This window comes from Mycolicibacterium pallens (genome assembly GCF_019456675.1).
Classification (GTDB): Bacteria; Actinomycetota; Actinomycetes; order Mycobacteriales; family Mycobacteriaceae; genus Mycobacterium; species Mycobacterium crocinum.
In genome coordinates this window covers 4686382-4711965 of sequence record NZ_CP080333.1, presented here as the reverse complement: position 1 = coordinate 4711965, position 25584 = coordinate 4686382, and the positions used below count along the sequence as shown (strand labels likewise).

Sequence of the window (25584 nt, the reverse complement as noted above, 5' to 3'; positions counted from 1 at the left end):
ACCTACCCGCCGGCGGCGGCCTTGTGTGCTCGTTTCGAGCCGGCGACGCCACTCTTCTTCGCCGTCGACGTGCCGCTGTCGGCGGCGGCTTTCGTCGGCTTCGTGGTCTTGGCCGAGCGGGAGGCGGCCGCGGTCGGCGCCGGAACCGTGGGGATCGGTCGGGTGGTCGCGCCGGGGCCGGTGACGAGGTCGGCGTAGATGGTCGTGCGGCCCTCGTTGATCTCGTTGACGAGGTCGGTGGTGGCCGTCCGGATCGAGTTCTGGATCGGGACACGGCCGGCCGCGAACGCGGCCGCGAAATCACCGGTCTGGGCAAGGGTTCCGGCGAACGTCGTCGTGCCCTCGACCGCACCCGCCAGAACCGTCAGCGGGCCGGTCACGAATGCCTGGGCGGCGATGTTGACCGCGTAGTCGACGGCGTGTTTGTACGCGGCGAACGCTCGGTCCAGCGTGGCCCGTAGCGCGAACCCGCCGGACGGGGTGCGCGGCGCCAGTAGCAGGCTGAACGTGTTGGTGATCGGCACCTGAATGGCCAGGAGTGCGACACCGAGTGCTTGCGCGACGTCCCCGCCGCCCTGCAGTGTGGCGACGAACGCGGCCGGGCTGCTGATCAGTCCCTTGCCCAGCCCGATCAGACCCCACCCGGTGAAGGGCGCGTAGGTCGGGGCGGGCGCGGGGGTGTTCGGCCCGAGGCAGAAGGTCGCACACTGGTCGGTGCTGCCGATCAGGATCGGCGCGGCGGCGATGACGTCGCCGAGGAGATTGATGCCGATCTGGTAGGGGATGGCCCCGAACGCCGGAACGGTCAGGTCGGTGAGCTGGATCTGGGGTAGATGCACCGAGGCGATGGGCGCGGTGTGGCTGGGCATCAGCGGGCTGACGGCGATGACGCCCGCTCCGGCCAGCGCGACGGTCGTCTTATAGAGCGAGGTGACAGCGGCAGGCATTTCTGGCTCCTTCACCGAGGTGTAGCGACCAGGCGAAACTTACCGGACAGCAAACTGATAAACGGCCAGTTGAGCAATCTGGCACGGGTTGCTTGAGCGGTGAACCACTTCCCCGGCGGGAACCGCGTCAGTCGGACGACGAACTGGCGCTCGACGAGCTCTTCGAGTTCCGGGCCGACCCCGCCTTGGAGCGTGACGTGCCCGTCGACGGCTTGCTGCTCCCGGCTCCCTTGGTGGAGGTCGCGGTGTCGCTGTCGGAGTTTGCCGACTTGGACGCGCTCGGCTTCAGGCTTGCGGCCGACGGCGTGGTGTCGCGCTTGCGCGCGGAGTCGGCCTTGTTGTCCCCGCCTGACGAGCTCGTCGGCGTCGTGGTGTCGGTCGATGGGTCCGTCGCGGGTGGCTTGGTCTCGGTGCCGGAACTGGCAGTGGCGGACGCAACCAGGCTCTTCAGCGAGGCTGGTGCCGGGATGGCCGGGGGGCGTCGGCCGTAGAGGACGTCCCTGATGCCGTCGAGAATGATCAGTCCCGGTCCCCAGAACGCGCGGATCGCGGACTTCACGGTGTCGATCGCGCCCGCGATGTCGCCGGCGAGCAGGTCCAGAGCGGCGTTGATGACGAACTGGGGCACCTGGATGATGACGTCGACGACGGCGTACGCCGCCTCGACAACCTTTCCGCCGAGATACGAGGTGTCCAGGACCAGGCCATTGATCGCCTGCACGACGTCGGAGCTGACCACGGCGGAGGCGAAGTTGGTCGACGGTGCAGGAGTGGCATTGGCCGACTCGAGGAATGGTGCCGCGATGGGCCCCGGCCGGGAGGCAGTTTGCTCGGGCATGGCCGCGACCGCCGGCGCTTCGGGACTGATCGCCGAGCTGACCTCGCGGCTGATGCGGTCGGCGTCGGCGGCGAGCGCAGCCAGAATTTGCGCGAGCGCAGGGCCGATATCCGAGATGCCGACCTTCGGCGTCAGTGCGCTGAGCAGGGATTTGTCGGACGGACTGAGTAGATCGGGGCTCGTCGACAGCTGGGTGGTCGAGATCTGCATGTCCCTGGACGGAGGCGCGAGGGGATTGGCCACGACCACAGTCGCCGCCACGAGTGCCACTCCTGTAGTAAGGACTGGCCCCAATGCCCGTCGCATGCCGTCTCCCTATCCCGTGTTTGCGGCACCGGCTACGAGAACGATACCTGAGAATAGGCTGATAAGGGTAAAGACGCCGCCTGAGAATTTTTTTAGCGAAAATTCCCATATCTCGAGGTGGGGGCACAAAACGCTTGGGCGACAACCCATTTAGTTGACCACGGCACCTTAAGCGCAGCTAAGGAAGTTTGCATACGCAGATACCGGCTAATTTTCGTGCGTCACTCGGGCGCCGAGTTTGATCTCTCGTACACCAGCCAGCGCATCTCGATCGGGCGTTCGTCGCGGGGGACGTCGAACACGTCCTGTCCGCTGACCCACTCGGCGTACCAGCTCGTCGGCGGCCACGTCCCGGCCGGCAGATGGTTCTTCTCGTAGTCATAGACCGACATGTCCGACACCAGGGCCAGCGGAAACCCGGCCAGGGCATCGGCCATCTGGGGCTGGGTGAAGATCGTGGTGTAGCACAGCTGGCCGAGCTGCAGTGCCGCGTCATCGGGGGTGTAGTCACGGTGCGCGACGAACGCGTTGAACACCAGGCGGCCGTCCGGCGCCAGGCACCGCGAGGCCAGGTCGAAGATCCCGCGTAGCTGATCCGCCGACCGGAAGTCCGACACCACCTCCGACAGCAAAATCAACCGGTAGTCGCTGCGCAGGTCGTCGGTCGTCGCGAAGATGTCGCGCTGCAACACCCGAACGGGCAGCGACTCGCTCTGCGCGGCGGCGCGAATGCTTTCTGCGAACGAGGCCGTCATCTCTACCACATCGACCGGATGGCCGCGCCGCGCCAGGGCGAGCGAGTTGCGCCCGGTTCCCGCTCCGAGATCCAGGATCGGAAAGGAGGGCGGATCGGCCGCCTCGGCGGACAGCGCCCACACCCGCGCGTCGGGCTCCGAACCGAACAAGGGCGGTTCGCGGGTGGCGATCCAGTTCTCGTACGCGCCTTCGACCGTCCACCACCGGCTCTTCACGTGGTAGTTCAACACCGTGCCCACCGGAGCGCTGTAGGAGATGACGATCTCCGAGCGCGGGGAGGCGGTGAACGCCTCGGTCAGCTGGGCGTGCAGGATTCCGCGGAGTTCGTCGATCTGCTCGGGGCTGAACTCGCTGCCGAGGGTGCCGAAAAGGTTGGCGCACATGGTCACATACGCCTCGAGCATGCCGGGCACGGCGGGCAGACTGATCTCACCGGTGGCGACCGAACGCCGCAACAGCCGGCGCGTCATGGCGCGCTGAAGCGATGTGCCTGCGGTCGGGGGAAGCGGCAAGTTCTCCACCTGAGTCCTTCTACCCGATGCGGCCGCGATTGTCAGTGTCCGGGTGGGGAGTTCACCTGAATTTCTCGGCGCCGCTTGAGGAATCCGTCGAGCAGACTGGCCGCGTACGCGGCGGCGGCGAAGACGATCAGCAGCCACCACGGCGGGCGGGCCAACTCCCACACGAACAGCGCCGCCCAGGCGGGTGCACCCTGTGTGATGGCCAGTATGCCCGCGGCACAGGCCAGCGACACCGCGGGCACGCTGACCGTCACCGGTGTCCAGGTATTGAGTGCCAGGGCGAGGACCGAGCCCATAGCGGCGCCGGTGGCCAACGCGGGCGTGAGCATGCCGCCGACCGCGCCCGCGCGAAGGAACACCGCGGTCACCAACGGCTTCAGAAGCAGGATGGCGGTGGCCGAGGCCAGCGTCAGACCGGACGCGACGCTGACGGTCAACACGCTCTTGCCGTTGCCCGGCAGTTCGGGCCACCAATGCGAGAGCACACCGACCAACAACCCGGCGGCGGCGATGGCCGGTATCAGCAGCCACGAGTCGCCGACGCGGTGGGATTTGGCGTAGCTCATCAGCCGGTTGAAGCCGCGACCGACCGCCAGCGCCAGCGGCGAGATCAGAACGGCGAATCCGGTGAGCAGATAAGACAATTCGGGATCGGGCCAGTGCAGCGGCACCTCGAGGTGGGTGACCGGGGCGGCCACTGCCACCGCGATGCTCGAGGTGATCATCGCGGTGCCGACCGCACGCAGACTCCAGCTGCTCAGCACGATCTGGATCGCGAACAGGGCACCCCCCATCGGCACGCTGTACACCGCCGCCAAGCCCGCACCGGCCGCGCAGCCCAACAGGATCCGGCGGTCGTCCGCGGTCAGCGCCCACCTCGAGGTGCCCAAATCACCGAGCGCGGCGGCGAACTGACGGGGTGCGCCCTCCCGGCCCAACGAAGCACCGGCGCCGACCAGCAGAACTTGGATGCCGGCGTCGAGTGACAACGCCAGCCGCGGCAACGGGCCAGGCGCACTGATCGCGTCGGTCAGCGACGGCACCCGGGTCCGCCGCCGCAGCAACCACCAGCACAGACCGGCCAGTGCACCGCCGACGGTCGGGCCGATCGCGCGGCGCACCGGACTCGACCCGGTGACGCCGTCCAGCAGCGACCCGAAGCTGTAGTGAAACGTGAGGTGTTCGACGGCGTGCAGCAGCAGTGTGGTCGCGGCGCCGGCAAGCCCGGCCAGCAGTCCGATCGCCAGGACCGCGCAGCCGAACTCCAGGTCGCGGCGCTTCACGCGCCGAATCTATGTCACTCGCGGCGGTAGGGTGACGCTCGTGGCTGAGCAGGAGACCCCGCGGTTGTTGTTCGTGCACGCCCATCCCGACGACGAGACGATGAACAACGCCGTCACCATCGCTCGCTACGTGCAGCGCGGCGCTGACGTCACCGTCGTCACCTGCACCCTCGGTGAAGAGGGCGAGATCATCGACGAGCGTTGGCTGCGGCTCGGAGTCGACGAAGCCGACCAGCTGGGCGGCTACCGGATCGGCGAACTGACGACGGCGCTGCAGGCGCTGGGCGTGTCGGCGCCGCGTTTCCTGGGCGGGGCAGGCAAGTGGCGCGACTCGGGGATGCCCGGGACCCCGGCGCGCAAGCACACCAAGTTCGTCGACGCCGACGTCGACGAAGCGGCCGGCCTCCTGGCCGACATCATCGACGAACTGCGGCCACACGTCGTCGCCACCTATGACCCCGACGGCGGCTACGGCCACCCAGACCACATACAGACCCACAGGATCACCACCGCCGCCGTCGCCGCCGCGACCTGGAAGGTGCCGAAGTTCTACTGGGCTGTCATCGGCGCCAGCGCTTTTCGCGACGGGGTCAACGCGCTCGGTCCCGACGATGTACTGGCCGACTGGATCATGCCGCCCGCGGATGTCGAATTCGGTTTCCCCGACGACAAGATCACCGCGATCGTGGATGCGCCCGAGCACATCGAGTCCAAGGTCGACGCGATCGCCGCACACGCCACGCAGATGCTGGTCGGTCCGACCCGGCGCGCATTCACGTTGTCCAACAAGCTCGTACTGCCCGTGCTGGCATCCGAGCATTACGTGCTCGTCAACGGCACCGCGGGACCGACGAACGAGCGTGGTTGGGAGACTGACCTTCTGGCTGGGCTCGGGTTCGGGGAGTAGGTTCAAGCAAGGCCTCGCGGGGTAGGCTTGGCGTGCTCGTGCGACGAAGGGACGGCCATGGACCCCGATCTCGATCCCAACCTGCAGCATTGGCAGGACCGGGCCGACAACTTCCAGTGGGTGGTCGGCTCGTTGGTGTCGCTGCTCGACAGCATCCCGACCTGACCGCCACCAAACGTTCCGTCGAGGTCGCCGAGGACCCAGGCGCGACCCACCCGGCCATTCGCACGGTGGTGCTCGCCCTGCTGGCCGTCGACGGTGTCCTCTCGGCAGTCGCAGGGGCATTACTTCTGCCGCTCTACGTCTGCGGCTTTCCCCTGCCGATCAGCGCGCTGGTCAGTGGATTGGTGAACCTGGCTTTGGTGTGGGCGGCCGCGTACTGGACGGACTCCGCCCGGCTCTCCGCGCTGCCGCTACTGACATGGCTGGTCACCGTCGCCGTGCTGACGCTGGGCGGCCCGGGCGGTGACATCGTGTTCGGCGGCCCGGGCGTGATGGCCTACTCCGTGCTGTTCTTCCTCGCCCTGGGTGCGGCGCCGCCCGCGATCTTCCTGTGGCGGCGCACCCGCTAGCTATCGCCCTTGGCGGACTTGTCGCCCTTGGTGCGCGCCGAGCCGGCCGTCGACTTCTTCTTGCCGGTATCGGCGCCTGACTTGGCCGTGCCGTCCTTGCCTGACGTCGCGGTGCTGTCGGCCTTCGCGGACGTGGTGCCCTTTGTGGCGGCGGCGGCCTTCGGGGTCACTGCGTCCTGCGGTGCCGTCGTGACGGTGTCCGTGGTGACGGTGTCCGTGGTGACGGTCGCGTCGTCGACCGTGTCGGTCGCCTGCTTGGCCACCTGCAGACGGCCCGAGTGGCCGACGCCGGACTGTGCAGTCGTCGTCTCGGTCTTCGCTGCGGCGGTGGTGTCAGCGCTGGCCGCGGCCGCGGGTGTCTTGAGAGCGGCGAACGGCAGCGGCGGCAGCGGCGGAAGGGGGATCGGGAACCACTGCAAGCTGATGACGTAGGCGATCTCTTGGTTCACCGTGGCGCCGAAGCTGTTCCAGGTGGTCTGGGCGAGCGCGGTCAGGCCGTCGCGCCACACGGTGGGGTTCCAGAAGTCGTTGACCACCGGGTCGAGAAAGTCATAGACGAAGCTGGCGGATACCGGCACGGTGAAGGTGTTGAACCAAATCTGGATCTGGTCGCTGATGAGATAGCCGAACGGGACCCAGCCCAGTAAATATGGGCCAAGGTCGTTGGCCCAGTAGTTGGCCCAGTACATGATCACGTTGTAGGCCGAGTCGATGGCGTCCGACGCATTGTTGTTGGCGGTCGCCGAGGCTTGAGCTCGGGGTTGCTGGGCTGTCGTGACTCCGTCGGCCTGGCCAAGCGTTGCCGCGGCGGCGTTGACCTGACTGACCAGCGGCTGAACCGCGGCCGACAGGCGCAGAGAGTGAGCCGAGACCGAGCTGGGAGTCGATGGCTGCGCGGGAGCAATCGCGGCGGCGCCGACGACCGCTGCCGCCATGCCGGCGGTCAGATAGGCGCGGACGGACACGGTCATGGCGAACCCCCTGCTTTCAGATACAGCTAATACTGACAATTTACGTTGCGCACGCGTCAGCGTTACATATTTTGCCGTCGTGTCCCGATCACCGAGAGGGGTCGACGGGCCGGGCCGCACTGCCAACTGCGAGGACTACTGTGTGCAGCATGTCAGTCACCCGAGTTTCAGATTGTGGGACGCGCGGATGATTTCACTGCTGTCGACGGTTACCGGGGAGTGGCCCTGAACTCGCAGCCAACTAGTCCGCTGCCCACACCGGTGGTTCCACCGCGGACTGATGCTCCCTCTCCTGCCGCGCTGAGGCGCGTCCTGCGTCGTGCGCGGGACGGTGTCGCACTCAACGTCGACGAGGCGGCGATCGCGATGACCGCCCGCGGCGACGACCTCGCCGATCTGTGCGCCAGCGCGGCGCGGGTGCGCGACGCCGGCCTGGAATCGGCAGGCCGACGAGGCCCCGGCGGGCGCTTGCCGGTGACGTATTCGCGCAAGGTGTTCATCCCGGTGACGCATCTGTGCCGCGACACCTGCCACTACTGCACATTCGTTACGGTGCCCGGCAAGCTGCGTGCTGAGGGCAAGGGCATGTTCATGGAGCCCGACGAGATCCTCGACGTCGCGCGCCGCGGCGCGGAGTTGGGTTGCAAGGAAGCACTTTTCACCCTCGGCGATCGGCCGGAGGCCCGCTGGGACGAGGCCAAGCAGTGGCTGGACGAGCGCGGCTACGACTCCACATTGGATTACGTGCGCGCGATGGCGATCCGGGTGCTCGAGGAGACCGGCCTGCTGCCGCACCTGAATCCCGGCGTGATGAGCTGGACCGAGCTGTCGCGGCTCAAGCCGGTGGCCCCGTCGATGGGGATGATGCTGGAGACCACGTCGCGCCTGCTGTTCGAGACCAAGGGTCTGGCGCACTACGGCAGCCCGGACAAGGATCCGGCGGTGCGGCTGCGCACGTTGGATGACGCAGGCAGGCTTTCGGTTCCCTTCACGACCGGTCTGCTCGTCGGGATCGGGGAAACCCTGACCGAGCGCGCCGAGACCATGCACGCGATTCGCCGCTCGCACAAGGAGTTCGGACACGTTCAGGAAGTGATCGTGCAGAACTTCCGGGCCAAGGACCACACCGCGATGGCTGCGGTGCCCGATGCCGGCATCGACGACTTCCTTGCCACCATCGCGGTGAGCCGCCTCGTGCTCGGCCCGAAGATGCGCATTCAGGCGCCGCCGAATCTGGTGTCCCGCGACGAGTGCCTGGCGCTGGTCGCGGCGGGCGTCGACGACTGGGGTGGCGTATCGCCGCTGACCCCCGATCACGTCAATCCGGAACGGCCGTGGCCGGCCCTGGACGACCTGGCCGAGGTGACTGCCGCGGCGGGTTATGAACTGGTGGAACGACTTACCGCACAGCCGTCGTACGTCCAGGCGGGAGCGGCGTGGATCGATCCACGGGTGCGCGGGCATGTGGATGCGCTGGCCGATCCGGACACCGGATGGGCGCTGGATACCAAGCCGGTGGGCCGTCCCTGGCAGGAGCCCGACGAGGCGTCGGAGTCGTTGGGGCGCACCGATCTTCACGCCGCCATCGACACCGAGGGCCGGCTGACCGAGACGCGCAGCGATCTGGGTAGCGCGTTCGGCGACTGGGAGTCCATTCGGGAGAAGGTCTCCGAGCTGGCGGCGCGGGCGCCCGAGCGCATCGACACCGATGTGCTGGCAGCCCTGCGGTCGGCCGAGCGCAACCCGGGCGGCTGCAGCGACGACGAGTACCTGGCCCTGGCCACTGCTGAGGGTCCGGCCCTGGATGCCGTTGCAGCCCTTGCTGATTCGCTGCGCCGGGAGGCGGTCGGCGACGACGTCACCTACGTGGTGAACCGGAACATCAACTTCACCAACATCTGCTACACCGGTTGCCGGTTCTGCGCGTTCGCCCAGCGCAAGGGCGATGCCGACGCGTACTCGCTGTCCACGTCCGAGGTCGCCGACCGTGCCTGGGAAGCGCACGTCGCCGGTGCCACCGAGGTGTGCATGCAGGGCGGCATCGACCCCGAACTGCCGGTCACCGGTTACGCGGATCTGGTGCGGGCAGTCAAGGCCCGGGTGCCCTCGATGCATGTGCACGCCTTCTCGCCGATGGAGATCGCCAACGGCGTCACCCGCAGCGGGTTGTCGGTGCGTGAGTGGCTGACTGCGTTGCGTGAGGCCGGCCTGGGGTCCATCCCCGGCACCGCCGCCGAGATTCTCGACGACGAGGTGCGCTGGGTGCTGACCAAGGGCAAGTTGCCCACCTCGGAGTGGATCGACGTGGTGACCACCGCGCACGAGGTGGGCCTGCGGTCGAGCTCGACGATGATGTACGGCCACGTCGACACCCCGAAGCACTGGGTGGGGCATCTCAACGTGCTGCGCGGCATCCAGGACCGCACCGGCGGGTTCACCGAGTTCGTGCCGCTGCCGTTCGTGCACCAGTCCTCGCCGTTGTATCTGGCGGGTGGCGCGCGTCCCGGCCCGACGCACCGGGACAACCGGGCCGTGCACGCGCTCGCCCGGATCATGCTGCACGGCAGGATCTCCCACATCCAGACGTCGTGGGTCAAGTTGGGGATCGAGCGCACGCAGGTGATGCTGCAGGGTGGCGCCAACGATCTGGGCGGCACGTTGATGGAGGAGACCATCTCGCGGATGGCCGGTTCAGAGAACGGCTCGGCCAAGTCCGTGGAGGAATTGGTGGCCATCGCCGCGGGAATCGGACGCCCGGCCCGCCAGCGCACCACGACCTACGCGGATCTTGCGGCCTGACGGCCGACGTTTTTCCCCCGTTGACTCGGCCCGCGGTGTCGCCGCGGCCGTGGCGGGTATAGCTCGCTAATATACGAAACGTCTAGTATCAGTAACCGCGCGGAACACCTTGTGTGGACCGGTGCTCCGATGGCCGACAAGTTAGGGCACACTGAGTCGGCTATCCGGTCACCGGCATCGGATACTAGGCGTTCCCAGTAGCCCTGCGGTACCTACAGCCACACCGAATAGAGCAGACCGAGGAGAACCTCAAGTGACGTACGTGATCGCCGAACCCTGCGTCGACATCAAGGACAAGGCATGTATTGAGGAGTGCCCGGTCGACTGCATCTACGAGGGCGCGCGCATGTTGTTCATCCACCCCGACGAGTGCGTCGACTGCGGCGCGTGCGAGCCGGTCTGCCCCGTCGAGGCGATCTACTACGAGGACGACGTCCCGGATCAGTGGTCGCAGTACACCCAGATCAACGCCGACTTCTTCGCTGAGCTCGGTTCTCCGGGCGGTGCCTCCAAGGTCGGGCAGACCGACAACGACCCGCAGGTGGTCAAGGATCTGCCGCCGAAGGAAGAGGACTGACGGCTCGCGTCCCATTGCGCGTACGGCAGCGTCCGGTCTCCCGGACGCTGCCGGTTTTCCCGTGGGACACCCTCACCGAGGTGACGGCCACCGCGCGAGCCCACCCGGGCGGCATCGTCGACCTGTCGGTGGGCACCCCAGTGGACGAGGTGGCGCCGGTCATCCGTGCCGCCCTGGCCGCGGCCAGTTCGGCACCCGGTTATCCGACCACGGCCGGTACGCCCGCTCTGCGGGCCTCGGCCGTGGCCGCGCTGGATCGCCGCTACGGCATCACCGGACTGCCCGAGCGGGCCGTCCTGCCGGTGATCGGCACCAAGGAGCTGATCGCTTGGCTGCCGACTCTGCTGGGCTTGGGCGCCGACGACTTGGTCGTCGTTCCTGAGCTGGCCTATCCGACCTACGACGTCGCCGCGCGGCTGGCCGGCGCACGTGTCATCCCGGCCGACTCGGTGACCCAGCTCGGCCCCGAGTCGCCCGCCGTCGTGTTCATCAACTCGCCGAGCAACCCCACCGGCAAGGTGCTGGGCCGCGACCACCTCCGCAAGGTCGTCGAGTGGGCCCGCGAGCGCGGCACGCTCGTCGTGTCCGACGAGTGCTATCTGGGATTGGCCTGGGAAGAAGAGCCGACCTCGGTGCTGCATCCTTCGGTCAGCGACGGCGACCACACCGGTCTACTGGCCGTGCACTCGCTGTCGAAGAGCTCCTCGCTGGCGGGATATCGCGCCGGGTTCGTCGCCGGGGATCCCGAGGTCGTCGCCGAGCTGCTGGAGGTGCGCAAGCACGCCGGGATGATGGTGCCGGGCCCCATCCAGGCGGCGATGGTGGCCGCCCTCGACGACGATGCCCATGAACTCGAACAGCGGCAGCGCTATGCGCGCCGCCGCGATGTCATGCTGGCCGCGATGCGGTCGGCGGGCTTCACCGTCGACCACTCCGAGGCAGGTCTGTATCTGTGGGCCACTCGGGGCGAACCGTGCCGGACGACGCTGGCGTGGCTGGCCGAGCGTGGCATCCTTGTCGCCCCCGGCGAGTTCTACGGAGCCCGGGGCGCTCAGCACGTTCGGGTGGCTTTGACCGCGACGGACGAACGTATCGCCGCCGCGGCGGAGCGGCTGGCCTGAGCCAGCCGCTCCACCCAAGCGGGGGTCAGAGACGAACCGTCAGTTCATGTTCCAGGGTTCGCCGTAGGTGGTGACGCTGTCGCCGGCCTTGGAGATCAGGCGGGCGAAGGGCCGCAGCAGCACGCCGCCGGCGGCGCCGGTGACGGTGCCGTGGGCGTTGGCCACGGCCACCGAGCCGTTGGGGCCCGAGACGTCGACGGAGAAGGTGGCGACTTCCTGGATACCGGGGCCGTTGCCCAGGTCGGCGCTGATCGACACACCCGGGAACAGGTTCGGGGTGATCACCGAGCCCAGCGGGTTGAAGCCCGTCGGGGAGATGTTGGCGTCGTCGAGCAGGATGTTGGGGGTGGTGTAGCTGAAGTTGATGCCCACACCCAGCGACCACGGGAAGCCGACCTGGTAGCCCAGCTCCAAGGTGCCCGCGAACTCATCGGCACCCGGGCCGACCACGCTGTAGACGGCCTTGCCGGAGTGGAACCACTCACGGGTGAGCCGGTTGCGGTCCAGGGGGAACACACCATTGAGGAAGGTGTCCCACTGTTGAACCGTCATCGTGCGGCCACCGCCGTCAACCAGACTCAGCTCGTTGTCCAAACCTGCGTGCGAGGTACCTGTCCCGACGAACAACGCCGCGACGGCAGCGATCATCGCCACCAGTACCCGACCCACGTATTTCATGCTGACCCCTTGTGCTCAGTGGTTCGACGGTGATCGGGGGGCCCGGTTCACCGAGGTTTCTGGCGTCGTGACGGGCCTCACAGCCAGTCATGACAAAAGCCTCATCGGCAACAGATGCAACAGTGTTACCAGGTTCGTCAAAAAATTTCTCGACAACTGCGGCGCGGCTGCTTGACGGTGCCGATCAGGCGGTTGCCCGCAGGCTTAGTGACAGTAGTAGCCGGACGTCGGGATCGCTCAGTGAGGTGGAAAGTACCTGTTCAAGGCGGCGTACCCGGTAGCGGACGGTGTTGGGGTGGACGTGCAGCGCCGCCGCGGCGGCCGCCACGTCGCCGAAGCTGTCCAGATACACCCGCAGCGTCTCGGCCAGGATCGGCTCGGTGTCCCGGAGTCCGCGTACCCGCGGATCCACCAGCCGGGCATCGGCGGCGACGAGTGTGACGATCTCGTCGAGCAGCACCGTGGTGCGGGCCTCGGCCAGCGTGGTGACCTGACCGAACACCGGGTGGCGCGCGGCGCTGTCGAAGACGCGGTCGATCTCGCGGCGGGCGGCGGCGACGGCGGCCAGCCCGGCGATCGGGGCGGCGATCACCGCATGCAGGTCCAGTCCGAGCTCGGCGCGCAGCGCGCCGATGGTGCCGCGGATCCACGACACCACCGCGGCGGTGCGCCCGGAGTCCGGCAGTAGGACGTAGACCCGGGATCCGTTGGCGGCCACCTGCGCATCCGGGCGAAAAGCGCTGGCGCTCAACGCCAGTACGTCGGCAACCCGAGCTTCGGCATCGGCGGCGACAAAGCCGATCACGGCGGCGCGTCCGTCGAGCGGTAGGCGAAGCTCGCGGGCCAGCGCGGCGACGTCCGCGTCGTCGGCGTCGGCCAGCCCGAGCAGTTGCTGCACGGCCAGTGAGTGCGCCGACGGCCGGGCAGCCAGTCGGGCCATGATCCGGGCCGCCAGCACCGCCGCGCCGCGCAGCACCTCCTCGGCGTCGTCGGCCAGCGGTCGGGAGCCCTGCTGCAGCCAGATGGTGCCGTCGTATCCGGGCGCTCCTTGCCGGTGGATGCCGATCGCCAGCCGCGGCCGCAGCCCCAACTCGGGCCGCTCGTCGACCGCCACGACGTCGGCCGCCGCCCGGAGCCGGTCGAAGATGCCCCACTGGGCGATCCATTGCAGATGCTCGGGCGGGCCCGCACGGCCCAGGATCGACAGCCTCCGCAGCTCGTCAGCCTCATCGTTGGACGCCGAGTAGGCCAGCACGTGCGACTGCGCGTCCTCGATGCTGACCATGCCGTGGGTGCGGTCGGCGATGGACTGGGCGAGCGCGAACAGATCGGTGCCGGAATCGGTGACCGCATCGGTCCGCCGGTGTTCGAAGACGTGGTTGACCAACCGGTAGAGCCGCTCCCACCGGGCTTTGGGATCGACGGCGACGACGGCCGCGCCCGCCGCGACGGCGCGGGCGACGACGGACTCGGACGGTTCCTTGACGAAGATCGCCGCGGGGGAGCCGTGCGCGGCGACCTGCCGGTCTAGCCATCGAAGTGCGTCGGCGTCGGAAATGCCGAGCAGGAAGAACACGTCGGCCGAGCCGGCGCTGACCGCCAGCCCAAGCCGCACATCGTCGGAGTCGATCAACGCGGCGGAGCGCACCGGGCGGTCCAACCCGCGTGGTGCCTCGATCAACCGGACCAGCGCGGCGTCCAGGGCCAACACCAGCTGACCCAGCCCGACGCCGGTCTCGCGCATGTTGTTCGATTCTACTAGCAGACGTGATTATCCCTGGCCGATCGGCCAACAGTTCGGACCGCCGGGCGCGTCATCCTGAACTGCATGGACGCCCGCACTGAAGTTCCCGCGCCGGCCAACGAGCCGGTTCACGACTACGCGCCTGGATCCGCCGAACGGGACCGCCTCACCGCGGCCCTGCACGATCTGTCCACCAATCCCATTGACCTGCCCCACGTCATCGGCGGCCGTCACCGCCTTGGCGACGGCGAGCGCATCGACGTGGTGCAACCGCACCGGCATAACGCCCGGCTGGGCAGCCTGTCCAACGCCACCGCAACCGATGCCGCTGCCGCGGTCGACGCGGCGATGGCCGCCAAACACGAGTGGGCCGCCACCCCGTTCGACGAACGCGCCGCGGTGTTCCTGCGCGCCGCCGACCTGCTGGCCGGCCCCTGGCGGGAGAAGATCGCGGCGGCCACCATGCTGGGCCAGTCCAAGACCGCCTATCAGGCCGAGATCGACGCCCCCTGCGAGTTGGTCGACTTCTGGCGCTTCAACGTCGCGTTCGCCCGGCAGATCCTGGCCCAGCAGCCGATCAGCAGCCCGGGCGTCTGGAACCGCACCGACTACCGCCCGCTGGACGGCTTCGTCTATGCCGTCACGCCGTTCAACTTCACCGCGATCGCCGCCAACTTGCCGACCGCGCCGGCGCTGATGGGCAACACCGTGGTGTGGAAGCCGTCGATCACCCAGACGTTCGCGGCCTATCTGACGATGCAGCTGCTCGAGGCGGCGGGCCTTCCGCCCGGGGTGATCAATCTCCTCACCGGCGACGGGTTCGCGGTGTCCGATGTGGTGCTGGCAGACCGGCGACTGTCCGGTATCCACTTCACCGGTTCCACCGCCACCTTCCAGCACCTGTGGCGTGAGGTCGGGTCCCGCATCGCCGACTACGACAGCTACCCGCGGCTGGTGGGCGAGACAGGCGGCAAGGACTTTGTGGTCGCGCACAGCTCGGCTAACCCGGATGTGTTGCGCACCGCGCTGATTCGCGGGGCGTTCGACTATCAGGGGCAGAAGTGTTCGGCCGCGTCGCGGGCGTTCATCCCGCGCTCGGTGTGGCAGACGATGGGTGACGAGTTCCTCGGTGCCACTGAGGCTTTGGCCTACGGCGACGTCACCGACCTGTCGAACTACGGTGGTGCCGTCATCGATGCCCGTGCCTTCGCGAAAAATTCGCGCGCGATCGAGCGGGCCAAGAGCGCACCGGGTGTGACGATCGCGGTGGGCGGCGAATGTGACGACAGCGAAGGCTATTTCGTCCGCCCGACGGTTCTGTTGTCCGACGATCCGAGCGACGAGGCGTTTTCTACCGAATACTTCGGCCCGATCCTGGCCGTCCACGTCTACCCCGACGACGAGTTCGACGCGGTTCTCGACGTCGTCGACGGCGGCTCGCGCTACGCGCTGACCGGTGCGGTGATCGCGGACGACCGGGCCGCCGTCCAGGCGGCGGCTGACCGGTTGAGGTTCGCCGCGGGCAACTTCTATGTCAACGACAAGCCGACCGGCGCCGTCGTCGGGCAGCAGCCGTTCGGCGGGTCGCGGGCCTCGGGCACCAACGATAAGGCCGGCTCGCCCCTGAACCTGCTGCGTTGGACGTCAGCGCGCTCGATCAAGGAGACGTTCGTCCCGCCCACCAATCACACCTACCCGCATATGGCGGCGGACTAATGAGTGCCTTTACGGGGGTCGCACGCCCGGCGATTCTGGCGGCCGGCCGCTCGAACCGGTTGCGGCACAGCCTGGAACGACTGCCGATCGCGCGCGACGTGGTGGGCCGTTTCGTGCCGGGGGAGACGGTGGATGACGCACTGGCCGCGGTGGGCGTGCTGCGTGACTCGAAACGCATGGTCAGCATCGACTACCTGGGTGAGGACGTCACCGACGCGGACGCGGCCGAGGCCACCGTGCAGGCCTACCTGCACCTGCTCGACGCGTTGGGCGCCCGGGCCGAGAATGCCGCGACTGTCCGTCCGCTGGAGGTGTCGCTCAAACTGTCCGCGCTGGGCCAGGCGCTGCCAAAAGACGGCGACAAGATCGCGTTCGAGAACGCACACACGATCTGTCGGCGGGCGCAGCAGGTCGGCGCGTGGGTCACCGTCGACGCCGAGGATCACACCACCACCGACTCGACGTTGGCGATCGTGCGGGAGCTGCGCACCGAGTTCGATTGGCTGGGAACGGTTCTGCAGGCCTACCTCAAGCGCAGCGAGGTCGACTGTGCCGAGTTTGCGGCGGCCGGTTCGCGGATCCGGTTGTGTAAGGGCGCCTACGACGAGCCGGCCTCGGTGGCTTACCGCGATGCCGGTGAGGTCACCGAGTCCTACCTGCGTTGCCTGCGCACGCTGATGGCCGGCGCCGGGTATCCGATGGTTGCCTCCCACGATCCTGTGGTGATCGCCGCGGCCGATGAGATGGCACGCGAATTAGGCCGAGGCACAGAGCAATTCGAATACCAGATGCTCTACGGAATCCGCGATGACGAGCAACGCCGGCTCGCCGTCGCGGGTAACCAGGTTCGGGTGTACGTTCCGTTTGGCACGCAGTGGTATGGGTACTTCGTGCGCCGACTTGCCGAACGCCCCGCCAACCTGATGTTCTTCCTGCGGGCACTGACACATCGTTAGAGGAAGGCTCGCAGCTGAGCGCACTGGACGCCGTCACCTTGCTGATCGCCGGTGTGCTCGGAGGTTTGACGGGCAGCATCGCCGGCCTGGCGTCGGTGGCCACCTATCCGGCCCTGCTGGCAGTGGGGCTTGCGCCGGTGACGGCGAACGTGACCAACACGGTGGCCCTGGTGTTCAACGGCGTCGGCTCGGCGTGGGGATCGCGACCCGAACTGGTCGGTCAGGGCCGCTTCATCGCCCGCATGGCGCCGGTGACGATTGCCGGCGGTGCCGCCGGCGCGGCGCTGCTGCTGACCACGCCGGCGGACTCCTTCGAGAAGGTGGTGCCGATTCTGCTGGGGCTGTCGTCGGTGGCGATCGTCGCACCGCGGGGCACACCGCATCCGGGTCGGCGGCGGCGGGCCGTGGTGGTGGCCGAGGCGCTCGCCATCTTCGGAATCGCCCTCTACGGCGGCTATTTCGGGGCCGCCGCCGGCGTGCTGTTCCTGGCCCTGTTGCTCAATGCCGGAGCCGACAGCCTGGCCCACGCCAACGCCGCCAAGAACATCCTGCTCGGGCTCGCGAACTGCGTTGCAGCAGTGGTGTTCGCGGTATTCGCGCCGGTGCACTGGCTCGCGGTGGTCCCGCTGGGTACGGGCTGCCTGATCGGATCCCGCCTGGGGCCCATCATCGTCCGGCATGCGCCGGGCACCCCGCTGCGGATCCTCATTGGTGTGGCCGGGCTGGTGCTGGCGGTCAAACTCGGTTTAGACGCGTACTGACCGGCGCTACCGCTACCAGGGCGACGCCGACGGCGAACCCGACACCGGCTGCGATGGGGAACCGCCCGGCCGGGGCGAAGCCGAGCGTCGCGAACACGGTGATCGTCGCCGCGATGGTCACGGTGCCCGCGAACAGCAGCACTTCGCCGAGCCATGGCGGGATGGCGACTCCAACCGTGGGCAGCGGCGCCGAGAACAACCTGCGACCCCACCACAACAGCACCAGCTCCACGGCCGCGACGACGGCCAGGATCGCGACCCACTCCAGCCGGAACCACCACCAGGCCGCCGAACCGAGCGTGGGCTGCGGCAGCAGCCCGGTCGGATACCCTGCGAGCGCGACGATCACCACCGGAACCATGTGCCACAGATAGAGGGCCATCACGTTATCGTTGGCGATCGCCAGGACTCGTTGAATACGGACAGATTTCACCAATCGATTCACCGTGGGTGCCAGCGCCAGGGCCAGGCCGGCCTGGGCGCCGCCGAGCCCCAGGAGGGCGAGGTTGGGCGGACCGGTGTTGTTCACGGTTGCACCCGCGACGCCGATCATGCTGACCGGGTAGGGCCCGACGGTGACCAGCAGGACCACCACGATCGCCGACAGCACCGCCACCGCGATCGCCGCGCGCCGGCACAGAGTGCCGTCCTGCCAGGCAATCCCGAGTTGATAGAACACCGCCCACACCAACAGATAGTTCAGCCACCCGACGTAGGGCAGGTGGGCGCCGATGGTCGCCACGTCGAGCACCGCCACTGCGACCGTCATAGCGAACGGCACCCACTTGCCCCAGCGCCGGTGTGCGGCCACCGCCAGCGGCGTCAGCGCGACGACCAGCACGTAGATGCCCAGGAACCACAGATGCATGGCTACCGCCCACGCACCGAAGTCCAACTCGGAGCCGGCCACCCCGACACGGCTCAGGACCGCCACGACCAGCAACGCGAAGACGATGTAGACCGCCGTCGGCCCGATGGGCTTGACCAGCCGCCGTCGCAGCCAGGCTTGCCGGGACTCGCTCGCGTCACGATGACTCCACGACGCCGCGCTGGCGTAGCCGGCCACGACGAAGAACACCGGAACGACTTGGAAGATCCAGGTGAGCCATTGGGTCCACGGCATGTCGACGAGCGGATTGTCCCGCCAGAACGCTCCGTCGGAGTAGGTCAGCGACGCCAGGATCCAATGCCCGATGACGACGAACGCCAGGGCACCCGCGCGGTACAGGTCCATGGCGTGGTTGCGGGTAGCCGTGGTGGTGGCGGTGTCGGTCACGTTGTCCATTGTGCGGACGATTCGGCGCCGGGTCAGGCAGGCATCGCCGCGACGGGCATGACGACGCTGCCGCGGCATGGCCCCTGGGCGATATCGGTGTGCCAGGTGCCGCGCAGCGAGCCGTCGGGCTGCGGGGTGTAGAACGCCCACGAGGTGGCCGGGCTCCACTGCTTCTGGTAGCCGTCGCCCAGGAAGCAGTCCCACACCCAGTCGTAGGTGGTGGCCCACTCGGATCCGTTCCAGGTGTATTTGGTCGGCTGCGGGATCGTCGTATTACTCGGTGCGGGGCCCTCGACGACGGTCGCGACGCAGGCGCCGCCCGAGCAGGCGGTGGACAGCGTGAACACCGCGCCGAAGTCGTTCTCCTTCTGGCGGGTGGCGGGACTGGTGCCCGCTTTCTGCGAGGCGTACGTAATCATTTGGTAGCGCCCATTCCAGGCCAGCGGTTGACCGTGCGCCGATGCGGGGGACAGCAGTCCCGCGGCGCAGATCGTCGCGGCGGCCACCAGCGTGGCACCCCAACTGTGGCGGCTCATGACTCCTCGGAAGGTCGTTGCGAGATATCAGCGTAGCCGTCAGAAAACCTCATCTGTCACTTCTGTCCCAGGCGTGCCGGTCACGATTAGGACTCGAAACGCTCCCTGAGCAGCAGTTGCGCGTACGCCGCGAGCGACTGCGCATCGGTGATCTCGCCCGTTCGGATCATCTCCTCGAACCGGCTGCGCTCGAACCACTCGAAGTGCATGTCCTGCTCCTCGTGCTCGCGGTCGGGCTCACCCTCGGTGATGTCGGTGGCCAGGAAAACCCAGCCGCGCTGGCTGCTCATCCCGGCGGCGATGTCCAGACTGCCCAGCACGACATACGAACCGGCGGTCAGCCCGGTCTCCTCCCGCAGCTCTTGGGCGGCGAGCTCGGCCGGCTCGACCTCGGCCCGATCCGGGGCGGTGCCCTGCGGAAATTCCCAACGACGCGCACCGAGCGGGTAGCGGTACTGCTCGACCAACGCCACCCGGTCATTGTCGAGCGCGATGATGAGCGCGTAGTCGGGCTTGTCGACGACACCGTAGATACCGATGGAGCCGTCGGGGCGCTCGACGGTGTCCTCGCGCACCGTCATCCAGTTGTTGCGGTACACCTCGCGGGACGAGAGCTGGATGGTCGGCTTCACCAGGTCAGTATCTTCGGTAGCGTCGCTGGCGTGTTGCTGGCCTCCCTGAATCCCGCCACCGTCGCCGCCGGAGCCGACATCGGTGACGCCGTGCGCATCGACGGCGCCGTCCTGTCCCGCAGCGATCTCGTCGGGGCGGCCACTTCGGTCGCCGAGCGGGTCGGCGGCGCCAGACAGGTCGCCGTGCTGGCCACCCCCACCGCCACCACCGTGCTCGCCATCACCGGCTGCCTGATCGCCGGTGTCCCGTTCGTTCCGGTGCCCGCCGACGTCGGGATCGCCGAACGTGCGCACATCCTGACCGACTCCGGCGCGCAGGCGTGGCTGGGGGAGTCACCCGCCGATCTCGGTGGCTTGCCGCATATTCCGGTCCGGCTGCACGCCCGGTCGTGGCATCGCTACGCCGAGCCGTCACCGCAGAGCACCGCGATGGTGATGTACACCTCCGGCACCACCGGCCTGCCCAAGGGTGTGCTGATCAGCAGGCGCGCGATCGCCGCGCAGATCGACGCGCTGGTGCAGGCCTGGCAGTGGACCCCCGACGACACGCTCGTGCACGGGCTGCCGCTGTTCCATGTGCACGGCCTGATCCTCGGGTTGCTCGGCTCCCTGCGCGTGGGAAATCGCTTCGTGCACACTGGAAAGCCGACACCCGCGGGATATGCCGCCGCCGGTGGCAGCTTGTACTTCGGCGTGCCGACAGTGTGGTCGCGGGTGGTGGCCGATGCTGACGCTGCGGCCGCGCTGGCTTCGGCGCGGTTGTTGGTGTCGGGCAGTGCGGCGCTGCCGGTGCCGGTGTTCACCCGGCTGGCCGAGTTGACCGGACACCCGCCGGTCGAGCGGTATGGCAGCACCGAGTCGCTGATCACGATCAGTACTCGCTTTGACGGTGAACGACGCCCTGGCTGGGTTGGGTTGCCGCTCAACGGGGTTCAGACCCGGATCGTGCATGAGGACGGCTCGGTCGGCCGGCATGACGGTGAGACCATCGGCAGCCTGCAGCTCAAGGCCCCGACGGTCTTCGACGGTTACCTCAACCGGCCCGATGCCACCGCCGATGCCTTCGATCCCGACGGCTGGTATCGCACCGGCGATGCCGCCGTCATCGACGAGGGCGGTATGCACCGCATCGTCGGCCGCGAGTCGGTGGACCTGATCAAGTCCGGGGGCTTCCGGGTCGGGGCCGGCGAGGTCGAGACGGTGCTGCTCGGTCATCCCGGCGTCGACGAGGTGGCGGTGGTGGGCCTGCCCGACCCCGACCTCGGTCAGCGGATCGTCGCGTTCGTGGTAGGCGACGCCCAACCTGACGATTTGATTTCTTTTGTGGCCGAACAGCTTTCGGTGCACAAGCGGCCGCGGGAAGTGCGATTGGTCGACTCGCTGCCACGCAACGCGATGGGCAAAGTCATGAAGAAGGAGCTGATGAAATGACGCTGCGATTCAGCGATGTCTGCGTCGACGCCCGCGACATCCATGCCCTGTCGTCGTGGTGGTCGACGGTGCTGGGCTGGCCTGCCGAGGCGACCGACGATGGTGACGTCGCCCTGCGGGCACCCGATGGCGCCGGACCTGACTGGCTGTTCTTGGCCGTCCCCGACGACAAGGTGGTCAAGAACCGCATCCATTTCGACTTCACCCCCGACGACCAGCAGGCCGAGGTCGAGCGGGTGCTCGCGCTGGGTGCCCGCCGCGTGGACATCGGTCAGGGCGAACAGACCTGGGTGGTGTTGGCCGATCCCGAGGGCAACGAGTTCTGCATCCTGTCGGCGAAGTAGCGGCTCAGCGCTGAAACGCCGCTGCGATCTCGGCGACGCGCGGATCGGCCTGCAACTGCTCGAGGGTCTCCGGCAGGGGCAGCCGCCAATTCGGGTACTCGTCGATGGTGCCCGGCAGGTTGGGTTGCCGCGTCTCGCCGACGACATCGTAAGGCGAGATCAGCTTCAGCCGACTGGGCGTCGATGCCAGGAAGCGGTGCATCGCAACGATGACCGCCGCTTCGTCTGGTTCGCGTTCGTCCAGCAGGCCTTCCGAGCGCAACAGGGTCAGCCATTCGGCGCGCTCCTTGTCCGCGTTGGCCTCCTCCGCCGGAACGTCATCGAGTAGCCCCAGATCGGCGCGGGCACGTACATGCTCGCCGCGGAGAAACCCTGCGGCCGTGGGCAGATCGTGGGTGGACAGGCTCGCCGCGGCGCGCTCCGGCCATGCCTTCGACGGGAGGAGCGGTTGGTCCGGCGCGGACTCGTCGCGGGTGAACCACGAGACCGCCGAACCCAGCATCCCGTTGGCGGCCAGGGCTTCGGTGACCTCCGGCTCGACGGTACCCAGGTCCTCGCCGACGACGACGGCCCCGGCCCGATGGGCCTCCAGCGCGAGCACCGTGAGCATGACGTCGGCGTCGTAGTGCACGTAGGTGCCGCGGTCCGGGGTGTCGCCCGGCGGAATCCACCACAGTCGCCACAGGCCGGCGACATGGTCGATCCGTAGGCCGTCCGCGTGGGACAGGATGGCGCGCAACATGTCTCGCAGCGCCGAATAGCCGGTGGCTGCCAAGCGGTCCGGGCGCCACGGCGGGAGCCCCCAGTCCTGGCCGCGGGGTGTGAAGTTGTCCGGCGGCGCCCCGACGCTCACTCCGCCGGCCAGGACGTCGGCCAGCGCCCACGCGTCGGCGCCGTCGGCGTCGACCCCGACGGGTAGGTCGTGCAGTACACCGAGGGCCATGTCGGCGTCTCGTCCGGCAGCCCGCACCGCGGCCAACTGGTCGGCGCACTGCTGCTGCACCCATGCGTGAAAGTGCACCCGCGAGGCCAACTCTCGGCGTGCCTGCGCCACGGCAGTCCCGGTGACATCGCGAAGCGGCTCAGGCCACCGGCTCCATCGCCCGCCGTGTCGCTCGGCGAGTGCGCAGTAGGTCGCCCAGTCGGCCAGCGCGTCGGTGTCCGGTGATCCGTCAAGGGTGCTGGACCGACCGACGCTGCGCCAGAGTGCTTCCAGTGCAGAGCGTTTCGCTGCCCATACCAGGTCGTGGTCGATCCGGTCGGTCGTCGCCGACACCCGCAGTGCGTCGACCTCGGCGCGGGTGTCCGGATCGGCGCGATGATAGGCGTCGAGGTCCTCGATGCGCAGCGCCAACGGATTGGAGAACCGTCGGCTCGACGGCGTGTAGGGGGACGGTTGGACCGGATGCGTGGGGCCGGGGGCATGCAACGGGTTGAGCAGTACCGCCCCGGCGCCGTGCTCCGGGACCGTCCACTCGATGAACTCCCGCAGATCGCCGAAATCGCCGATGCCCCAGGACCGCGCCGAGCGCAATGCGTAGAGCTGCAGCATCCAGCCCCACGTGTTCGGCGTCTTCGGCACCTCCGCGGGTGCGGCGACCAGCGTGACGTCCTGGCCGTCGCGGGTCTGCAGCCGGTACCAGCCGGGCTCCAAGTCCCCGGGTAGGTCGTCGCGCACCTCGATGCGGCTGCCGTCCTCACCGACCAGACCCTCGGCGCCAGGCATTCGTTTTGGGCTGCCGTCCACCCGCACGGCGATTGTCGGCGGTAAGCGGCCCGCGCGATCGCGGTCAGCGAGCTTGGCCAGCTCGGCGCGCCGGCTGGTTTCGGTGGCCGCATCCACATCGAGCAGCCCCAGCACGCGGATCACCACATCGGCGTCGACCTCGACCGGCTCCCGGCGTTCGTTGCGATAGGAGGTGGCCACCCCGTGCGCGGCCGCCAACTGCCGCAAGTCATCCGAAAACACGCTGCTGCTATACCCGAGCGGCCATGTTTCACACCCGCAATTGTTGGGATCGGTAGGCGAGCCGCGGGTGTCCACTCCCGCTATGAACCTCTCCACGTGCAGCGCCATAGCCCTGACGGCCGGTGTGTTCGCCAGTGCCGGTGTCGGATTGGCTCCCACTGCGAATGCGACGTGCGCCTCGGTCTTCGGGATCGGCAACAGCGCCAACTGCTCGAGCACTCAAACGAGCGTCGCGATCGCGATCGGGCTGTCGGCCACAGCCCATGCCTTCGGCAACTTCGACAGCGCCTTCGCGGTCGGCAACGCAGCCGGCGCATGGACCTACGGCGTGGCGGACAGCACGTTTGCCTTGGGCGACAACACCATTGCCGACGCGGGCGGATACACCAGTTCGGCATTCGGTGTTTCGACCGCAGTGGGTAAGGGCAGCACGTCGCAGACGTACGGATTCTTCTCGCTGGCGTTCTCGGCGCACGGAAAGACCTCGGCGGGCGGATCGAACAGCTTCGGCAATGCGGCCATCGCGCTGGGGCGCACCGGTGTGGCATCCGCGGGGACCACCGGGACTGGCGACCTCGCGATCGACGCTTTCGGACACGGCGATGTCATGGCCATCGGGGCCGGCAATGTCGCCGTCAACCTCGGCGGCAGCACGGTGTTCGTCGAGGCTCGAGGCAACTTAAACAACGCCACCAACGTCCTCGGCGGGGGCAACAGCGTCCTGGTGGGCAACGCCAAGCCGGCCACCGGAAGTTGGGCGTTCGCGGTTCTGGGCACGGGCAACACTGTTCAGGCCGAACCCGGGCCGGTGGCGGTCGCGGGCTCGATCCTGCAGCACGGCGTAACGATCACCAAACAGGGACCGGGCTTCAACATCAACGGCGTGGTCGCCGGCGGAGCCGCCGCGGTGCCTGCCGCACATGCCACCCCCGCCGCGAAGACGCCGCGGCACGCCGGCAGCAGGCGCCACCTGCACACCTAGTTGGCGTGCAGCGCCTCGTTCAGCGCGATGCCCTGACCATCGCGGGCCACCACCTCGACCGCGCCGGTCACCGAATTGCGCCGGAACAGAAGGTTGTTCGCGCCGGACAGTTCGCGGGCCTTGACCGTCGTCCCGTCCGGGGTGGTGACCTTGGTGCCCGCCGTCACGTACAGACCGGCCTCGATGATGCAGTCGTCACCCAGCGAAATGCCCAGGCCCGCATTGGCGCCCAGCAGGCAGCGCTTGCCCACCGAGATCACCTGCGTGCCACCGCCGGACAACGTGCCCATGATCGACGCACCGCCGCCGACGTCGGATCCGTCGTCGACGACGACACCCGCCGAGATCCGGCCCTCCACCATCGACGCGCCGAGGGTGCCGGCGTTGAAGTTCACGAACCCCTCGTGCATGACGGTGGTGCCCGGGGCCAGGTGGGCGCCGAGGCGAACCCGGTCGGCGTCGGCAATCCGCACCCCGGTCGGCAGCACGTAGTCGACCATCCGCGGGAACTTGTCCACGCCGTAGACCGCCACGTGACCGCGGCTGCGCAACCGCAGCCGGACGTTCTCGAAGCCCTCGATCTGGCACGGTCCGAAGTTGGTCCACACCACATTGGTCAGCACCCCGAAGATGCCGTCGAGATTCAGTCCGTGCGGTTCCACCAGCCGGTGCGACAACAGATGCAGCCGCAGATAGGCGTCATAGGTGTCGAGCGGCTTGTCATTGAGGTCCGCGATCACCGTGCGCACGACGATCGTCTCGACTCCGCGGGCCGGGTCGGGACCGGCGACGGCCGCCAGATCGTCGGGCACCTCGGCGACCGAGAGCCGGGTGCTGCCCGACGGGCTGTAGGCGCCCAGTTCGGGGTCCGGGAACCAGGTGTCGAGTACCGTCCCGTCCTCGGTGATGGTGGCCAATCCGACGCCAGCAGCAGAAGTCACGGTGCTCCACGGTAATGCAT

General features: G+C 68.2%; 23 protein-coding genes. 11 read left to right on the top strand and 12 right to left on the bottom strand.

Annotation, left to right across the window (positions count from 1 at the left end):
* Positions 1-2: 2 nt before the first annotated feature.
* From K0O64_RS22875 to K0O64_RS22860, 4 genes are all read right to left on the bottom strand, one after another.
* Positions 3-947, bottom strand: a complete 945-nt coding sequence (locus tag K0O64_RS22875; protein WP_096312137.1) for a hypothetical protein — start codon at positions 945-947, stop codon at positions 3-5.
* 127 nt (positions 948-1074) lie between these two features.
* A complete protein-coding gene (locus tag K0O64_RS22870) occupies positions 1075-2046 on the bottom strand; it encodes a hypothetical protein (RefSeq protein ID WP_125477487.1) in 972 nt (323 codons plus the stop codon).
* 266 nt (positions 2047-2312) lie between these two features.
* A complete protein-coding gene (locus tag K0O64_RS22865; RefSeq protein ID WP_217353540.1) occupies positions 2313-3368 on the bottom strand; it encodes a class I SAM-dependent methyltransferase in 1056 nt (351 codons plus the stop codon).
* 32 nt (positions 3369-3400) lie between these two features.
* Positions 3401-4651, bottom strand: a complete 1251-nt coding sequence (locus K0O64_RS22860; RefSeq protein ID WP_096312134.1) for a chloride channel protein — start codon at positions 4649-4651, stop codon at positions 3401-3403.
* A gap of 40 nt (positions 4652-4691) precedes the next feature.
* Here K0O64_RS22860 and mshB point away from each other — a divergent pair, with 40 nt between their 5' ends.
* Together mshB and K0O64_RS22850 are read left to right on the top strand one after the other, a co-directional pair.
* A complete protein-coding gene (gene mshB, locus K0O64_RS22855) occupies positions 4692-5558 on the top strand; it encodes an N-acetyl-1-D-myo-inositol-2-amino-2-deoxy-alpha-D-glucopyranoside deacetylase (RefSeq protein ID WP_096312982.1) in 867 nt (288 codons plus the stop codon).
* Positions 5559-5674: 116 nt separating this feature from the next.
* Entirely contained in the window at positions 5675-6130 is a 456-nt protein-coding gene (locus K0O64_RS22850) for a hypothetical protein (RefSeq protein ID WP_096312133.1), read from the top strand.
* Here K0O64_RS22850 and K0O64_RS22845 read toward each other — a convergent pair.
* Positions 6127-7101 carry a hypothetical protein gene (locus tag K0O64_RS22845; RefSeq protein ID WP_071949522.1) on the bottom strand — a complete coding sequence of 325 codons (975 nt, stop codon included), beginning with the start codon at positions 7099-7101 and terminating at the stop codon, positions 6127-6129. The genes K0O64_RS22850 and K0O64_RS22845 overlap by 4 nt on opposite strands.
* Before the next feature lie 219 nt (positions 7102-7320).
* On the opposite strand from K0O64_RS22845, the gene K0O64_RS22840 reads away from it, so the two are divergent.
* The 3 genes from K0O64_RS22840 (at position 7321) to dapC (ending at position 11598) form a co-directional block, all read left to right on the top strand.
* Positions 7321-9900, top strand: a complete 2580-nt coding sequence (locus tag K0O64_RS22840) for a bifunctional FO biosynthesis protein CofGH (RefSeq protein ID WP_096312132.1) — start codon at positions 7321-7323, stop codon at positions 9898-9900.
* Between the two features lie 253 nt (positions 9901-10153).
* Positions 10154-10477, top strand: coding sequence for a ferredoxin (fdxA, locus tag K0O64_RS22835; protein WP_071949524.1), 324 nt, complete (start codon positions 10154-10156; stop codon positions 10475-10477).
* 14 nt (positions 10478-10491) lie between these two features.
* Entirely contained in the window at positions 10492-11598 is a 1107-nt protein-coding gene (gene dapC / locus K0O64_RS22830; protein WP_096312131.1) for a succinyldiaminopimelate transaminase, read from the top strand.
* Positions 11599-11637: 39 nt separating this feature from the next.
* Here the strand turns inward: dapC and mspA are convergent, their stop codons facing one another.
* Together mspA and K0O64_RS22820 are read right to left on the bottom strand one after the other, a co-directional pair.
* Positions 11638-12276, bottom strand: coding sequence for a porin MspA (gene mspA / locus K0O64_RS22825; protein WP_096312130.1), 639 nt, complete (start codon positions 12274-12276; stop codon positions 11638-11640).
* Positions 12277-12460: 184 nt separating this feature from the next.
* Positions 12461-14020 carry a PucR family transcriptional regulator gene (locus tag K0O64_RS22820; protein WP_096312129.1) on the bottom strand — a complete coding sequence of 520 codons (1560 nt, stop codon included), beginning with the start codon at positions 14018-14020 and terminating at the stop codon, positions 12461-12463.
* An 84-nt stretch (positions 14021-14104) separates the two neighbouring features.
* Between K0O64_RS22820 and pruA the strand changes: the two genes are divergently transcribed.
* Genes pruA through K0O64_RS22805 form a run of 3 tightly spaced genes read left to right on the top strand, consistent with a single transcriptional unit; the run spans position 14105 to position 17453 of the window.
* Positions 14105-15736 carry an L-glutamate gamma-semialdehyde dehydrogenase gene (gene pruA, locus K0O64_RS22815; RefSeq protein ID WP_220045771.1) on the top strand — a complete coding sequence of 544 codons (1632 nt, stop codon included), beginning with the start codon at positions 14105-14107 and terminating at the stop codon, positions 15734-15736.
* Positions 15736-16692 (top strand): proline dehydrogenase family protein, encoded by a 957-nt coding sequence (locus K0O64_RS22810; protein WP_220045770.1) that lies wholly within the window; start codon positions 15736-15738, stop codon positions 16690-16692. Before pruA ends, K0O64_RS22810 begins: the two co-directional genes overlap by 1 nt.
* Positions 16693-16706: 14 nt before the next feature.
* A complete protein-coding gene (locus K0O64_RS22805; RefSeq protein WP_220046528.1) occupies positions 16707-17453 on the top strand; it encodes a sulfite exporter TauE/SafE family protein in 747 nt (248 codons plus the stop codon).
* Here K0O64_RS22805 and K0O64_RS22800 read toward each other — a convergent pair.
* The 3 genes from K0O64_RS22800 to K0O64_RS22790 form a co-directional block, all read right to left on the bottom strand.
* Positions 17428-18738 carry an acyltransferase family protein gene (locus tag K0O64_RS22800; RefSeq protein ID WP_425574793.1) on the bottom strand — a complete coding sequence of 437 codons (1311 nt, stop codon included), beginning with the start codon at positions 18736-18738 and terminating at the stop codon, positions 17428-17430. The genes K0O64_RS22805 and K0O64_RS22800 overlap by 26 nt on opposite strands.
* 23 nt (positions 18739-18761) lie before the next feature.
* Positions 18762-19265, bottom strand: coding sequence for an Rv2253 family sensor-like surface protein (locus K0O64_RS22795; RefSeq protein WP_220045769.1), 504 nt, complete (start codon positions 19263-19265; stop codon positions 18762-18764).
* Positions 19266-19351: 86 nt separating this feature from the next.
* Complete coding sequence (locus K0O64_RS22790; protein WP_220046526.1) at positions 19352-19846, bottom strand: NUDIX domain-containing protein; 495 nt, start codon at positions 19844-19846, stop codon at positions 19352-19354.
* Between the two features lie 81 nt (positions 19847-19927).
* On the opposite strand from K0O64_RS22790, the gene K0O64_RS22785 reads away from it, so the two are divergent.
* Together K0O64_RS22785 and K0O64_RS22780 are read left to right on the top strand one after the other, a co-directional pair.
* A complete protein-coding gene (locus tag K0O64_RS22785) occupies positions 19928-21328 on the top strand; it encodes an acyl-CoA synthetase (RefSeq protein WP_220045768.1) in 1401 nt (466 codons plus the stop codon).
* Positions 21325-21672, top strand: a complete 348-nt coding sequence (locus K0O64_RS22780; protein ID WP_220045767.1) for a VOC family protein — start codon at positions 21325-21327, stop codon at positions 21670-21672. The genes K0O64_RS22785 and K0O64_RS22780 overlap by 4 nt, the downstream gene beginning before the upstream one ends.
* A gap of 4 nt (positions 21673-21676) precedes the next feature.
* Here K0O64_RS22780 and malQ read toward each other — a convergent pair whose 3' ends face one another.
* Positions 21677-23641, bottom strand: a complete 1965-nt coding sequence (gene malQ / locus K0O64_RS22775) for a 4-alpha-glucanotransferase (RefSeq protein WP_225933517.1) — start codon at positions 23639-23641, stop codon at positions 21677-21679.
* A gap of 82 nt (positions 23642-23723) precedes the next feature.
* Here malQ and K0O64_RS22770 point away from each other — a divergent pair, with 82 nt between their 5' ends.
* Positions 23724-24623: a hypothetical protein gene (locus K0O64_RS22770; protein ID WP_220045765.1), complete on the top strand. Its 900-nt coding sequence runs from the start codon at positions 23724-23726 to the stop codon at positions 24621-24623.
* Here K0O64_RS22770 and dapD read toward each other — a convergent pair.
* Entirely contained in the window at positions 24620-25564 is a 945-nt protein-coding gene (gene dapD / locus K0O64_RS22765) for a 2,3,4,5-tetrahydropyridine-2,6-dicarboxylate N-succinyltransferase (protein ID WP_071949536.1), read from the bottom strand. The two genes, K0O64_RS22770 and dapD, sit on opposite strands and share 4 nt — an antisense overlap.
* Positions 25565-25584 lie beyond the last annotated feature (20 nt).